13 protein-coding genes are annotated in these 14,001 nt (G+C 66.5%); 10 read left to right on the top strand and 3 right to left on the bottom strand.

Annotated elements, in window-relative coordinates; genetic code table 11:
* Nucleotides 1-32: 32 nt before the first annotated feature.
* The 6 genes from JQ639_RS09635 (at nucleotide 33) to JQ639_RS09610 (ending at nucleotide 7,117) form a co-directional block, all read left to right on the top strand.
* A complete protein-coding gene (locus tag JQ639_RS09635; RefSeq protein ID WP_211965890.1) occupies nucleotides 33-953 on the top strand; it encodes a S49 family peptidase in 921 nt (306 codons plus the stop codon).
* A 96-nt stretch (nucleotides 954-1,049) separates the two neighbouring features.
* Nucleotides 1,050-1,241 (top strand): hypothetical protein, encoded by a 192-nt coding sequence (locus JQ639_RS09630; RefSeq protein ID WP_211965889.1) that lies wholly within the window; start codon nucleotides 1,050-1,052, stop codon nucleotides 1,239-1,241.
* Nucleotides 1,242-2,009: 768 nt separating this feature from the next.
* Complete coding sequence (locus JQ639_RS09625; RefSeq protein ID WP_211965888.1) at nucleotides 2,010-2,939, top strand: glycine--tRNA ligase subunit alpha; 930 nt, start codon at nucleotides 2,010-2,012, stop codon at nucleotides 2,937-2,939.
* Between the two features lie 3 nt (nucleotides 2,940-2,942).
* Nucleotides 2,943-5,060 carry a glycine--tRNA ligase subunit beta gene (gene glyS / locus JQ639_RS09620; RefSeq protein WP_211965887.1) on the top strand — a complete coding sequence of 706 codons (2,118 nt, stop codon included), beginning with the start codon at nucleotides 2,943-2,945 and terminating at the stop codon, nucleotides 5,058-5,060.
* A gap of 188 nt (nucleotides 5,061-5,248) precedes the next feature.
* Entirely contained in the window at nucleotides 5,249-5,839 is a 591-nt protein-coding gene (locus JQ639_RS09615; protein ID WP_211965886.1) for a class I SAM-dependent methyltransferase, read from the top strand.
* Between the two features lie 180 nt (nucleotides 5,840-6,019).
* Nucleotides 6,020-7,117, top strand: coding sequence for a hypothetical protein (locus JQ639_RS09610; RefSeq protein ID WP_211965885.1), 1,098 nt, complete (start codon nucleotides 6,020-6,022; stop codon nucleotides 7,115-7,117).
* Between the two features lie 205 nt (nucleotides 7,118-7,322).
* On the opposite strand, the gene JQ639_RS09605 is transcribed toward JQ639_RS09610, so the two are convergent.
* Nucleotides 7,323-7,682 carry a DUF1236 domain-containing protein gene (locus JQ639_RS09605; protein WP_211965884.1) on the bottom strand — a complete coding sequence of 120 codons (360 nt, stop codon included), beginning with the start codon at nucleotides 7,680-7,682 and terminating at the stop codon, nucleotides 7,323-7,325.
* A 370-nt stretch (nucleotides 7,683-8,052) separates the two neighbouring features.
* On the opposite strand from JQ639_RS09605, the gene JQ639_RS09600 reads away from it, so the two are divergent.
* Nucleotides 8,053-8,208, top strand: a complete 156-nt coding sequence (locus JQ639_RS09600) for a DUF3096 domain-containing protein (protein WP_211965883.1) — start codon at nucleotides 8,053-8,055, stop codon at nucleotides 8,206-8,208.
* On the opposite strand, the gene JQ639_RS35645 is transcribed toward JQ639_RS09600, so the two are convergent.
* A complete protein-coding gene (locus tag JQ639_RS35645) occupies nucleotides 8,199-8,627 on the bottom strand; it encodes a hypothetical protein (RefSeq protein WP_349644613.1) in 429 nt (142 codons plus the stop codon). The genes JQ639_RS09600 and JQ639_RS35645 overlap by 10 nt on opposite strands.
* On the opposite strand from JQ639_RS35645, the gene ppdK reads away from it, so the two are divergent.
* The 3 genes from ppdK to JQ639_RS09585 all read left to right on the top strand — a co-directional run bounded on the left by ppdK (nucleotide 8,578) and on the right by JQ639_RS09585 (nucleotide 13,045).
* Nucleotides 8,578-11,307 carry a pyruvate, phosphate dikinase gene (gene ppdK, locus JQ639_RS09595; protein ID WP_349644614.1) on the top strand — a complete coding sequence of 910 codons (2,730 nt, stop codon included), beginning with the start codon at nucleotides 8,578-8,580 and terminating at the stop codon, nucleotides 11,305-11,307. The two genes, JQ639_RS35645 and ppdK, sit on opposite strands and share 50 nt — an antisense overlap.
* An 18-nt stretch (nucleotides 11,308-11,325) precedes the next feature.
* A complete protein-coding gene (locus JQ639_RS09590; RefSeq protein ID WP_211965881.1) occupies nucleotides 11,326-11,544 on the top strand; it encodes a hypothetical protein in 219 nt (72 codons plus the stop codon).
* Nucleotides 11,545-11,635: 91 nt separating this feature from the next.
* Nucleotides 11,636-13,045 (top strand): cell wall hydrolase, encoded by a 1,410-nt coding sequence (locus tag JQ639_RS09585; protein ID WP_211965880.1) that lies wholly within the window; start codon nucleotides 11,636-11,638, stop codon nucleotides 13,043-13,045.
* A gap of 51 nt (nucleotides 13,046-13,096) precedes the next feature.
* Here JQ639_RS09585 and nadC read toward each other — a convergent pair whose 3' ends face one another.
* A complete protein-coding gene (gene nadC / locus JQ639_RS09580) occupies nucleotides 13,097-13,975 on the bottom strand; it encodes a carboxylating nicotinate-nucleotide diphosphorylase (RefSeq protein WP_211965879.1) in 879 nt (292 codons plus the stop codon).
* Between the last annotated feature and the right edge of the window lie 26 nt (nucleotides 13,976-14,001).

Below are 14,001 nucleotides of genomic sequence, written 5' to 3'. Positions count from 1 at the left end.
ACAATTGTGCTCGCCATCGCTATCTCAGGGAGATGAGCCAGCCAGACCCTTCCCATCCCCAACCCGGACTCACAGGTTTCGCGCGCCATGTGCTGGCGCGCAGCCGCAAGCTGTTGCCCGCGCGCCTGCGCGGCGACCGACCCGTGGTTCCTGTCGTGCGCCTTGGTGGCGTCATCGGCGCCGTGACCCCGCTGCGGCAGGGCCTGACGCTATCCGGCATCGCCCGGACGCTCGAGCGTGCCTTCGCCACCAAGAATGCAAAAGCGGTTGCGCTGGTGATCAATTCGCCGGGCGGCTCGCCGGTGCAGTCGCGCCAGATCTATCTGCGCATCCGCCAGCTCGCGGCCGAGAAGAAGCTGCCGGTGCTCGCGTTCGTCGAGGATGTCGCCGCATCGGGCGGCTACATGATCGCCTGCGCCGCGGACGAGATCCTGGTCGATCCGTCCTCCATCCTCGGCTCGATCGGCGTGGTCGGCGGCTCGTTTGGTTTCGAGCAGTTGATCAAGAAGATCGGTGTCGAGCGGCGCCTCTATACGGCCGGCGAGCACAAGGCGACGCTCGATCCGTTCCTGCCGGAAAATCCGGAGGATGTGGCCCGCCTCAAGGCGATCCAGCGCGAGATCCATGCGGTATTCATCGCGCTCGTGAAGGACAGCCGCGGGAGCCGCCTGAGCGGCGCCGACGACTATCTGTTCACCGGCGAGTACTGGGCGGGCGGCCGTGCGGTCGAGCTCGGCCTTGCGGATGCCATCGGCGACTTGCGGACGACGCTCCGGGCCCGCTTCGGCGACAAGGTGCAGACACCGGTCATCGCTCCGGCCAGCGGCCCGTTCGCTGGCCTGCTGGGACGCCGTGCCCCGGGCGCCACGGCGCTGTTCGGCGGCACCGAGCTGCCGGACGAGCTGATTTCGGCGCTGGAGACCCGGGCAATCTGGGCGCGCTACGGATTTTAATCCTGTGCTGCAAGGTGTCAGGGGACGTCTGGCCCTGGCGCCACAATCGCGACACGCCGGTGCGAAACAACGGCGGGGATGAGCGAGGACAGATCGATGCCGCCGCTGCTGCTGGTTCTTGTCGGTGCCTTGGGTGGGACTGCGCTGGTCCGCTGGGGCTTGCGGGAAGCCCGCCGGATCAATGACGAGCTTGAACGCGTTCGCACGGCGCATATGGCTGAAGCCCGCGTCGAGCCCGTCCGCCGCTTGCGGAGAGACCCCAAGACGGGCGTTTACTGGGCAGAGTGAGAAACGGCGCGTCGCCTGATTCGGCGCGCGCCTTCGTTCCTGCGACAATCATTGTAGACATGCGGGCACCGGCTGGCAGGTGGGGCATCACCTTGCACGAGCCGGGGCGCATTTTTTTGGGGCGGTTTCCGCGGGGGCCGGACGTGCTCTGGAGGAGAGCGTCGCGGTGAGGATTCAGCGCCGCTGCCGGCGGCGCACGGGGACGCGGACGCGGGTGTCGTGCATGCCGGTCCAGGCCATGGCGACGAGCGACAACACGATCACGCTGGCAACGACCATTTCAAGTCCTGGCATCGGCAAGCTCCATTCCGTGGCTGCGTCCGATTGGTCGCGACAATGCAGGTCGCGGTTCAAGCAGACGATCGTCTCGCGCGATCGAGGCTAGCGCTGCGAGTCCTAACAAAGTCCAAGGCCCGGTTGGATGGTCGGCGCCGCGGTTAGGGGGCGCTTGCACGCCTCGTTCAATTTTTCCGGATCGCACGCAGCCGCCGCCGCTGCTGTCGCTCGGCATGCAGGAACGGCGAGGCCGCGACCAGGGTCGCGGCCACGACGAGAAAGACCGTCGCAGCGGCAAGAAGCATGATGATGTCCCCCCAGAGGCGGCATGGAGAGGCCGTCGGTTCGCGAATCGAAGGGTCGTCCCGCGCTGCCCCGACGTATACGCCGTCCCGGGGGGAGGAGTTTCTGGCCGGGCCGCCTTGATTCCAGTTATCCACGTCGATACGGTCCGCCGCGTTCCGACACGGTGAGCCAAACCTTAAGACGATCATGGAAAATCTGCCCGACCACATGCGGCCCGAGCGCTCGTTCCAGGGCCTGATCCTGACCCTGCAGCGGTTCTGGGCCGACTATGGCTGCGTGATCCTGCAGCCCTACGACATGGAAGTCGGGGCCGGCACGTTCCATCCAGCGACCACCCTGCGCGCGCTGGGTCCGAAGTCGTGGAATGCAGCCTATGTGCAGCCCTCGCGGCGCCCCAAGGACGGCCGCTACGGCGAGAACCCGAACCGGCTGCAGCACTATTATCAGTTCCAGGCGATCCTTAAGCCGTCGCCGCCGGACATCCAGGACCTCTACCTCAAGTCGCTGGCGGCGATCGGCGTCGATTCCGCCCTGCACGACATCCGCTTTGTCGAGGACGACTGGGAGAGCCCGACGCTCGGCGCATGGGGACTCGGCTGGGAGTGCTGGTGCGACGGCATGGAGGTGTCGCAGTTCACGTACTTCCAGCAGGTCGCGGGCGTCGAGTGCTCGCCGGTCGCCGGCGAGCTGACCTACGGCCTCGAGCGCCTCGCGATGTATGTCCAGGGCGTCGACCGTGTCTACGACCTCAACTTCAACGGCCGCGAGGGCGCCGACAAGGTGACCTATGGCGATATCTTCCTGCAGGCGGAGCGCGAGTACTCGCGCCACAACTTCGAGCACTCCGACACCGCGATGCTGTTCGAACAGTTCAGGATGGCGGAGAGCGCCTGCCGTAAATATCTCGACGCCGGCTGGCAGGACGGCAAGCGGGAGCGCCACCTGATGGCGCTGCCGGCATATGACCAGTGCATCAAGGCAAGCCACGTGTTCAATCTTCTCGACGCCCGCGGCGTGATCTCGGTCACCGAGCGGCAGAGCTACATCCTGCGCGTCCGCGAGCTGGCCAAGGCCTGCGGCGAAGCCTGGATCGCCACCGAAGCCGGTGGAGCATAAGCGATGCCCGATCTTCTGCTCGAACTGTTCTCCGAAGAGATTCCCGCACGCATGCAGGCGAAGGCGGCGGAGGATCTGCGCCGCATGGTCACCGACAAGCTGGTGGCCGAGGGCCTCGTCTATGAGGGCGCGAAAGCCTTCGTGACGCCGCGCCGTCTCGCGCTCACCGTGCACGGCGTGCCGGCACGCCAGCCCGACCTCAAGGAAGAGCGCAAGGGCCCGCGCGTCGGCGTGCCCGATGCCGCGATCCAGGGCTTTCTGAAGAGCGCGGGCCTCGCCTCGCTCGACGAGGCGAAGATCGAGAAGGATCCCAAGAAGGGCGAATTTTACGTGGCGCTGATTGAGAAGCCGGGCCGTCCGGCGATCGAGGTGCTGGCGGAATTCCTCCCCGTGATCGTGCGCACCTTCCCGTGGCCGAAGTCGATGCGTTGGGGCGTGCGTTCGGCGAAGCCGGGTGCGCTGTCATGGGTGCGGCCGTTGCATTCGATCATCGCGACCTTCGGCCCGGAGACCGAGGACCCCGACGTCGTCGCGTTCTCCGTCGACGGCATCGAGGCCGGCCAGGTCACCCGCGGCCATCGTTTCATGGCGCCGGCCGACTTCAGCGTGCGCCGCTTCGCCGATTACGAGGCCAAGCTGCACGACGCCAAGGTGATGCTCGATCCGCAGCGCCGCAAGGACACCATTCTGGAGGACGCCAAGGAGCTGGCGTTCGCGCAGGGCTTCGAGCTCGTCGAGGATCAGGTGCTGCTGGACGAGGTCGCCGGTCTCGTCGAGTGGCCGGTGGTGCTGATGGGCGCGTTCGATCCCGCGTTCCTGGCGATTCCGGACGAAGTGATCCGCGCCACCATTCGCAACAACCAGAAGTGTTTTGTGGTGCGCGACCCGAGTACCGGCAAGCTCGCGCCGAAGTTCATCCTGATCGCGAACATCGAGGCGACCGACGGCGGCAATGCCATCGTCGCCGGCAATGAGCGCGTCATCCGCGCGCGGCTGTCGGATGCCAAGTTCTTCTACGAGACCGATCTCAAGACGAAGCTCGACGCCCGCCTGCCGAAATTCGATCAGATCGTGTTCCACGAGAAGCTCGGCACCCAGGCGGCGCGCATCGCCCGCATCGAGAAGCTCGCGGCTGAGCTCGCGCCGTTGGTCGGAGCCGACATCGAGAAGACAAGGCGCGCCGCACAGCTCGCCAAGGCCGACCTGCTGACCGAAGTCGTCGGCGAATTCCCGGAAGTACAGGGCCTGATGGGCCGCTACTACGCGTTGGCGCAGGGCGAGGACGCCTCCGTCGCCGCCGCGATCGAGGATCACTACAAGCCGCAAGGCCCGAACGATCGCGTGCCGACCGATCCGGTCGCCGTCGCGGTGGCGCTCGCCGACAAGCTCGACACGCTGGTCGGCTTCTGGGCGATCGATGAGAAGCCGACCGGCAGCAAGGACCCCTACGCGCTGCGCCGCGCGGCGCTCGGCGTCATTCGTCTGGCGCTCGACAACACGTTGCGGTTGCCGGTGCGCAAGGCTGCTGCGGCGGCGATCGCCGGCCTCAAGCAGGCCGATGCCCGTCACGCAACCGTCGACGACATGGCGCTGCCGGATGATCTCCTGGCGTTCTTCGCCGATCGTCTCAAGGTGCAGTTGCGCGATCAGGGCGCGCGCCACGATCTCGTCGACGCGGTGTTCGCGCTCGGCGGCCAGGACGACCTCCTGATGGTGGTGCGCCGCGTCGAGGCGCTTGGCAAATTCCTCGACACCGACGACGGCAAGAATCTGCTCGCCGGCGTCAAGCGCGCGGCCAACATCCTGCGTATCGAGGAGAAGAAGGACGGCAAGGCGCATGATGGTGCGCCCGATGCCTCGCTCTATCGCCTCGACGAGGAGAAGGCGCTTGCCGCCGCCATCGGCACCGCGACGGCGGACGCTAGTGCTGCCGTTGCGAAGGAAGACTTCGCCGCGGCGATGACCGCGATGGCGAAGCTGCGGCCGGCAGTCGATGCGTTCTTCGACAAGGTCAAGGTCAACGACGACGACGCCAGGGTCCGCGAGAACCGTCTCAAGCTACTCAACCAGATCCGCGCGGCGACCCGCGCGGTGGCGGACTTCTCCAAGATCCAGGACTAATCGAATAGACTGATCGAATAGATCGGATGGACGGATCGATCTGCCGCCTCGTGGCGATGCGGCGGATCATCCCTGACGGAGTGCCTCGCGCGATCCATGCGGGCCTCGCACATCAGGGCTGCCGCCTCCGCGCTGCGGAAAGACGCCCGCCTGTGGCATGAAAGCCGCCGTTCGAGGAGGCTTCGCCGATGGATCGCGCCACGCTCACCGCCTACGACAGCGCTGCCGCGGCGTTTGCACAAGACTGGCACGAGCAGCCACCGCCGACCGACCTTCACGATCTGATCCGTCGCTTCTTCGTTCCGGGGCGCACGGTCGATATCGGTTGCGGCTCCGGCCGCGAGGTTGCCTGGCTTTCCAGCAACGGCTTTCCCGCCGAAGGCTTTGACGCGTCCGAGGGCTTGCTCGCGGAGGCGCGGCGACGCTATCCCGCGCTGGCGTTCGGCCATGCCGAGCTGCCCGATCTCGTCGGGATCGGGCCTGAAAGCTTCGACAACGTGCTGTGCGAGACTGTGATCATGCATCTGCCGCACGAGGCCGTCGCGCCGGCGGTGCGACGGCTGTTCGAGATCGTCAGGCCGGGCGGGGTGCTCTACCTGAGCTGGCGCGTCACGGCGAACGACGACCTGCGGGATAGCCAGGGCCGGCTGTACGCGGCCTTCGACGCGGCGCTGGTGCGCGATGAACTGGCGGCGGCCGAGCGCACGCTCGACGAGGAGGTGGTCAGCGCATCCTCTGGCAAGGTCATCCACCGCATCGTTGCCCGTAGAAGGCGCTGACGGGGCGGGGCCGGCACCTCCACCCGCACCTGGTACCGCCCTGCAGGAAGCGGGAAGGAATTTTCTGGAAACGTCCGGAAATATTTACGTCCTGTTAACCATGCGGGCCGATGGTCGGCGCGGGGCAACGGTTTGTTAAGAAATAGCCGTTCGCCGCCTTCGCCATGCAAGGACGTGCCGATGACCTCGGTCAACACCGGCCTCAACCCCTACGCCCAGTACGGTTCGGCTTATGCGCGCGCGGCCGCGACGCCATCGCTCGCCAACGCGCTCAACAACGATCCCGCCGATGGCACGCCGCCGCTCGGCGGCAGCGCCGCGACGACCCTGACGCTGTCGGAGGAGGCGCGCGCCAAGCTCGCGGACGCGTCGAAGCTGCCCGATTTCGCCTCGGTGGCGGCCACGGCGCGCACGACGCTCGATCAGCTCTATGCCGCGGCCAAGGTCAAGGGGCCCATCGTCGATGGCAAGACCACCATCAGCCTGTCGACGCTCGACCGCCGGGCGCTGTTCGCAATCGCGACCAACAATGGCGGCAAGTTCACGCCGGACGAACAGGCGGTTGCCTCCGCAGAGCTCAAGACACGCTTCAACGCAGCGATGGCGCCGGCGGCCGCGACCACGCGCCTCACCGGCGACTACAGCGTCAGCTACAAGGCCGCGCTCGACTATCTCGAGGCCGCGAGCCCTGAGGAGAAGGCGACCGCGACCTGGGCGGCACAGCACGATGCGGTTTTGAAGGGGATCAAGGCGACCCAGCACGCGCCGACCAAGGCGCCGGGCGGCATCGCCAACGATCCCGTCGCTGACTATCTGGCGCAAAAACCGGGGACGGGCACCAGCCCGGCGCGCGACTTTGCCAGTGTCGCCCGCGACGCCCGCGCGCTTCTCGATGCGCAGAAGGCCGAAGCGGCGAAGAACCACAAGGATCTGGTGTTCAGCAGCGGCCGCAGGACTGGCCAGCTCGCCGATCTGTCGTCTCTCGACAACCGGGCGCTCTCGGCGATCACGCTCAACCAGGGCAAGCAGTTCTCCGGTGAGGAGATGCAGGCGGCCAAGAAAGAACTGGATGCGCGCACGCGTACCTCAGTGTTGAGTGCGCTGAAGCAAAGCCAGTCCAGCGGTGATCCGCGCCAGCTCAGCCTCGGCATTCTCAAGAGCTATTCTGCGATGAGCACCGAGGAGCGCCAGGCCACCAACTGGACTCCGGAATTTCAGGACCTCGCGCTGAAGAACTACAAGTCCACGGCGTCGCTGCTGTCGATCCTGCACGGCTAGGGACGCTGGTCGGCGTCAGGAGGGCCTGACGCGCCCCGAACAGTTGCATCCGAAACGGGCAGTCCCGCCCCGAGGGGCGGGGGCGGGACTCCCGGCGCGGGCAGGCGAGCGGCAGGCGGGGGGACAGGCCGCGCACTCTGCACTGCACGCCGAACCAATCTGGTCGCGGACCGATCTGGCTGCAGCGATCGATGTCGTCACGCAGCTATTCGATCACCTGCATTACCCGACGGCTGCGCGGGTCGACCAGAATGCTGTGATCGTTCACGACCGTGTAGCGAAAGGTTGTCGGGCCGAACTGTTGCGGCACGTCGTAGTAGGTCACGCCGCTGTCGGGCAGCACCGTCCCGACCGACACTGGCCCGTCGATGGCGTAAGACGGCACCTGCTCCTCGACGATATAGCGGCGGAAGCGCGGACGCTGCACGTCGCTGATAACACCGCCCACAAGAGGTGCGCCGGCGTAGCCCGTGGTGACATGTTCTTCCACCACCACGCCTTGCGCGTGCGCGGCAATCGGTGCGGCGATCGCGACCATCGCCGCCAGGACAAACATTTTTCGCATCGCTCGTCTCCTCATCAGTGGCGGCAATGGATCGCCGCGGCCCCCCATCAATTCAGCGTCGCACGGGATGTTCCTGATGTTTCCGTGGATTCATTGCGTCAATTTCGCGGGCGTGGGAACCGGATGAGGTGTCCGAGCGTCTCCCTGCGCAGCTGACGATGAGGCTGGCGCAAGGCGATGCGCGCGGCATGCGCGCAGGGCTTCGCTGCTGGAGGCGTCTTCGGCGCGCCGCTAATATCCGCCGCGATTCGACGGTTCTCGCATGCGGCAGCCGAATTCGTTCGACAGCCGAATGCGAGAGCCCCGGATCTTCCCTGCCTCTTCCCTGGATCTTGACAGCCCTGGACACAGTGTCCGCCGGAGACCTCCGATGACCATTACGAGCGCCCACATTCCTGCCATCGTCGCCCTCATTGCGGGCGTCCTCATCCTGGTGATGCCGCGGCTGCTGAACTTTATCGTTGCGATCTACCTGATCTTCATCGGCCTGGTGGGCCTTGGCGTTCTGCGCGCGCTTCACCTCTGAAACGCGCCGGAAACGGCCGAAAGTCGCATCCCGATCAGGTGGTTGCCGTCTGCCGGCATGGCTTGCACGCCAGGGGGTATCCGTGGTGTAAGGCGCGTGCTGTTGTCCCTCTCATGCTGACGTTTGGAAGCCATGGCCAAAGCTGCATCAAAGACCAAAACCGCCCCTGCAAAATCAAGGACATCCGCCGCATCCACGGCGCGGGGTGCCAAGCCCAAGGCGGCCAAGCCCCAGTCGCGGCCGGCCGCGAAGCCGGCCGGAAAGGCAGCGGCAAAGTCCGCGGTTGCCAAATCGGTGGCCAGGCCCGCAGCGAAGTCCACAGCTAAAACGGTGGCAAAACCGGTTGCCAAGGCGACGAAATCGAAGGTTGTGAAGCCGGTCGCGAGCAAGCCCGCGGCGGCGAAGCCGATCGCGGTCAAGGCCGGCAAGTGGGTCTACACCTTCGGCAACGGCAAGGCCGAAGGCCAGGCCGGCCTCAAGGAGCTGCTCGGCGGCAAGGGCGCAAACCTTGCCGAAATGGCCAATCTCGGCCTGCCGGTGCCTCCCGGCTTCACCATTCCGACGTCGGTCTGCACCTACTTCTACGCCAACGACAAGACATATCCGAGGGAATTGAAGGCGCAGGTCGAAGCGGCACTCGCGCATATCAGCAAGATCACGGGCAAGGGTTTCGGTGACATCCGCAATCCGCTGCTGGTCTCGGTGCGCTCGGGCGCTCGCGCCTCGATGCCGGGCATGATGGACACCGTGCTCAACCTCGGCCTCAACGACGACACCGTCGAGGCGCTGGCCGAGAAGTCGGGCGACCGTCGCTTCGCCTACGACAGCTATCGCCGCTTCATCACGATGTATTCGGACGTGGTGCTCGGCTTCGAGCACCACCACTTCGAAGACATCCTCGACAGCTACAAGGACAGCAAGGGCTACAGCCTCGATACCGACCTTACGGCTGACGACTGGATCAGCCTTGTCGGCAAGTACAAGGACGCGGTCGCACGCGAGACCGGGCACGACTTCCCGCAGGATCCGCACGCCCAGCTGTGGGGCGCGATCGGCGCGGTGTTCTCGTCCTGGATGAATGCGCGCGCGGTGACCTATCGCCGCCTGCACGACATCCCGGAATCGTGGGGCACCGCGGTGAACGTCCAGGCCATGGTGTTCGGCAACATGGGTGACACCTCGGCCACCGGCGTTGCTTTCACCCGCAACCCGTCGACCGGCGAGAGCAAGCTCTACGGCGAATTCCTGATCAACGCGCAGGGCGAGGACGTCGTCGCCGGCATCCGCACCCCGCAGGACATCACCGAGGAAGCGAAGCAGGAATCGGGTTCGGACAAGCCGTCGATGGAGACGGCGATGCCGGAAGCCTACACCGAGCTTACCCGCATCTGCAGCCAGCTCGAGAAGCACTACCGTGACATGCAGGACATGGAATTCACGGTCGAGCAGGGCAAGCTGTGGATGCTGCAGACCCGTAACGGCAAGCGTACTGCCAAGGCGGCACTGCGCATCGCCGTCGAGCTGGCGAGCGAGGGGCTGATCAGCAAGAAGGAAGCGGTGCTGCGTGTCGACCCGGCGTCGCTCGACCAGTTGCTGCATCCGACTATCGATCCAGGTGCCGAGCGGGACATCATCGCGACCGGCCTGCCGGCGTCGCCCGGCGCAGCCGCCGGAGAAATCGTGTTCTCGTCGGACGAAGCCGCCAAGCTCCAGGCCGATGGCCGCAAGGTCATTCTGGTGCGCATCGAAACCAGCCCCGAGGACATCCACGGCATGCATGCCGCGGAAGGCATCCTCACCACCCGCGGTGGCATGACCTCGCACGCCGCGGTGGTCGCGCGCGGCATGGGCAAGCCCTGCGTCTCCGGTTGCGGTTCGATCCGCATCGACTACGGCCGCGGCACCATGACCATCGGCAACCGCACCTTCAAGGCGGGCGACGTCATCACCATCGATGGCGCCATGGGCCAGGTGCTCGCCGGCCGCATGCCGATGATCGAGCCGGAGCTGTCCGGCGAGTTCGGCACGCTGATGGGCTGGGCCGATGAGGTACGCAAGCTCAAGGTCCGCGCCAACGCCGATACGCCGGTGGATGCGCGCACCGCAGTGCGCTTCGGCACTGAAGGCATCGGCCTGTGCCGTACCGAGCATATGTTCTTCGAGGAGACGCGCATCCGCACGGTGCGCGAGATGATCCTCGCCGAAGACGAGCAGGCGCGCCGCGCCGCGCTTGCCAAGCTGCTGCCGATGCAGCGGGCCGACTTCGTCGACCTGTTCGAGATCATGAAGGGGCTGCCGGTCACCATCCGTCTGCTCGATCCGCCGCTGCACGAGTTCCTGCCGCATACCCAGGCGGAGATCGAGGAAGTGGCGCGGGCGATGAACGCCGATCCGCGCCGTCTCGCCGACCGTGTGCGCGAGCTGTCGGAGTTCAACCCGATGCTCGGCTTCCGCGGCTGCCGTCTCGCGATCGCCTATCCGGAGATCGCCGAGATGCAGGCGCGCGCCATCTTCGAGGCGGCTGATGTCGCCGCCAAGCGCACCGGCAAGCCGGTGGGCATCGAGGTGATGGTGCCGCTGATCGCCACCAAGGCGGAGTTCGACCTGATCAAGGGCCGGATCGACGCCACGGCCGAGGCCGTGACGCGCGAGACCGGTGCCAAGCTGGTCTATCAGACCGGAACCATGATCGAGCTGCCGCGCGCCTGCCTGATGGCCGGCGAGGTTGCGCAGACCGCCGAGTTCTTCTCGTTCGGCACCAACGACCTGACGCAGACCACTTTCGGCATCAGCCGCGACGACGCCGCGGGCTTCCTCGGCACTTATCTTGCGCGTGGCATCGTCGACATCGACCCGTTCATCTCGATCGATCAGTCGGGCGTCGGTGAGCTGGTCAAGATCGGCGTGCAGCGCGGCCGCAAGACCCGCGCAGGACTGAAGATGGGCATCTGCGGCGAGCATGGCGGCGATCCCGCGTCGATCGCGTTCTGCCATCAGGTCGGCCTCGACTACGTGTCGTGTTCGCCGTATCGCGTGCCGATCGCGCGGCTCGCCGCGGCGCAGGCGGCTCTCGGCAAGACTGCGGCGAGCCAGGCGTAAGCTTCGCCGTCATCCCGGATGTTGCAGCGCGCCGGCGTTTTGCCGGCGCGTTTTTTTTGCTGCAGCCTGATGCTCCTCGCCGAGCTCGACCGCGCGCAGAGCGTTAAGACGCCGTCAACCATCGGTGTTGACCGGATCTTTACCACTCCTGCCGACGTCCGATTCACCAACTTCAGCGATCGCGCCACGCAAAATATTGACCTGCCTTGCGTGTTGCGCGGATGCATCGCCGATTAACCCGCTCGCAACTTTAATTCGTTACCAACGATATGGGTCGAATTGCACGGAAATGCGCATGACGGCCGTGTGAGTTGCGTAGAGCGTACCGATGTCTGTGTTGCGTAATGGGCCGAAGGGCGCACGCGGTGTGCCCTTCGGTCTCAGCCTCTGCCTCTTCGCTCTGCTGCCGAGCGAAATCGGCTATCAGGATCTCGCAGCGCTGCTTGCGCGCCAGCCGGGCGTCGCCGAGCGCTCGCAGCGTCATATCGCCTCGACCGTCGCGCCGATCCAGGTGGCGACCTTCAGTTTTCCGCGGCCGATCGGAACTTCACTTCCACGTATCGCCCCCGTTCGCCTCGCCAGTCTCGACAGCGAGAGCAGCGACATCACCGCGGCGATCGCCCGCAGCCCGCTCGGCCAGGATATGCACTGGCCGCGCTCGTCCGATTTTCCGGTCGTCGACCGCTCGCTGAAGGGCGATCGTCTGGCGCGGCTCGCGCCCGAGGCCGAACCTGACGGCAGGCTGGAGACGCCCGAGACGCCGTCGAACGCCAACGTGCTGGGGGCCAAGACCGCCGAAGCCGCGCCGTCCGGTGCGGCCGAGCCTGCGCCGCTCGACGAGGAGTTGCAGGCCGCACTCAAGGCGCCGCCGCTTCCGCAGTACGACGCCACGCAATCGCCGGATGGCCGCAGCGCGGCCGGCGCCGAGATGCCGGAAGCCGCCGAACTGCCGCCGTCGACCGACGGCTTCTCGGTCAAGACGGCCTCGCTGTTCTTTGGCAACGGCGCCATGGGCGTGCCCAGCGGCGCGCTCGAGCGCTGGCAGCCGGGCGAGGAGCCGGTGGTGGTGCTGCCGCAGACCGATCCCGATCTGAAGAGCGCGATTGCGCCGGCCCAACCCGGTGCGACGAGTCCGTTGGACGGCAAGCCGGCCGGTCAACCGGCCGCCGACGGCAAGGGCGGCACGACGGAGGTGGGCAAGGGTGTCGCCGCCGCCGAGCCGAAGCGGCAGAAGACGCCGGCCGAGCGTCTCAATCTCAGCGAGAAGGCCCGCAACAAGGCCGAGAAGTGCCTCGCCGAGGCGGTGTATTTCGAAGCGCGCGGCGAGCAGGTGCGCGGCCAGATCGCTGTCGCCCAGGTGGTGATGAACCGCGTGTTCTCCGGCTTCTATCCGACCACGGTGTGCGGCGTCGTCTACCAGAACGCCCATCGTCATCTCGCCTGCCAGTTCACCTTCGCCTGCGACGATGTCGCCGACGTGGTGCGCGAGCCGGACATGTGGATCCGCGCCAAGAAGATCGCCAAGGCCACGATGGACGGCCAGCTCTGGCTGCCGGAAGTCGGCAAGTCGACCCACTATCACGCCTACTGGGTGCGGCCGTCCTGGGTGCACGAGATGAAGAAGATGTACAAATACGGCGTACACACCTTCTATCGTCCGCGCGCATGGGGCGATGGCAGCGATGCCCCGACCTGGGGCAATGCCAGGGAAACCGCCGCGATCTCCGCCAAACTGTAGCGGCGCGGGACCTGTGCCGGCGCGGATGCCATGCGGCTGCGATGTGCCGGATCAGGTTGCGATGTCGATGGCAACGTCGAAGTTTGGCGCCGAATGGGTCAGCGCGCCGCTGGAGATATAGTCGACGCCGGTTGCCGCGATCGCTGCGATCGTCTGCGCGGTGACGCCGCCTGAGACCTCCAGTGCGACTCGCCCGGCGGTCAGCGTCACTGCTTCGTGCAGGGTCGGTACGTCCATATTGTCGAGCAGCACGGCGTCGGCCAGACCACAGTCCAGCACCTCACGCAACTGTGTCAGCGTATCGACCTCGATCTCGATCTTGACGAGATGTCCGACCTGGTCGTGCGCGCGGGTCAGCGCTGCACGAATGCCGCCGGCGACGGCGATGTGGTTGTCCTTGATCAGCACGGCGTCGTCGAGGCCGAAGCGGTGGTTGGAGCCGCCGCCGCAACGCACGGCGTATTTCTCCAGCGCGCGCAGGCCGGGCGTGGTCTTGCGCGTGCAGCAGATCCGCGCCCGCGTGCCCGTGGTGTGGCCGACCGAAGCGGCTGTCAGGGTTGCGACGCCGGACAGCCGGCCGACGAAGTTCAGCGCGGTTCGCTCGCCGGTCAGGAGGGAGCGCGCAGGACCGGTCAGGGTCAGCAAGGTCGTGCCGGCGGCAACGGTCGCGCCGTCACGGACATGGGCTGTGATCTCGATGCGATCCGACAGCGTGCGGAACACGGCGATGGCGAGCGGCAGCCCTGCGATGACGCCGGCCTGCCGCGCCACCAGCAGCGCACGCGCCGTGGTTGCCTCGGGAATGGTGGCGATGGAGGTGATGTCGCCGGCGCGGCCGAGATCTTCGTCGAGCGCGCGATGGACGGCGGCGTCGATGGCGAGGGGAGACAGGAAGGCGTCCGGGGCGAGCAGGGAGGCGGGCGTGATCATGGGGTGATCCTTGCGATCGGTGATGA

Source organism: Bradyrhizobium sp. U87765 SZCCT0048 (assembly GCF_018131225.1).
GTDB lineage: Bacteria > Pseudomonadota > Alphaproteobacteria > Rhizobiales > Xanthobacteraceae > Bradyrhizobium_A.
The sequence above is the reverse complement of the archived record's forward strand: the minus strand, read 5'-3'. Positions and strand labels throughout refer to the sequence as shown.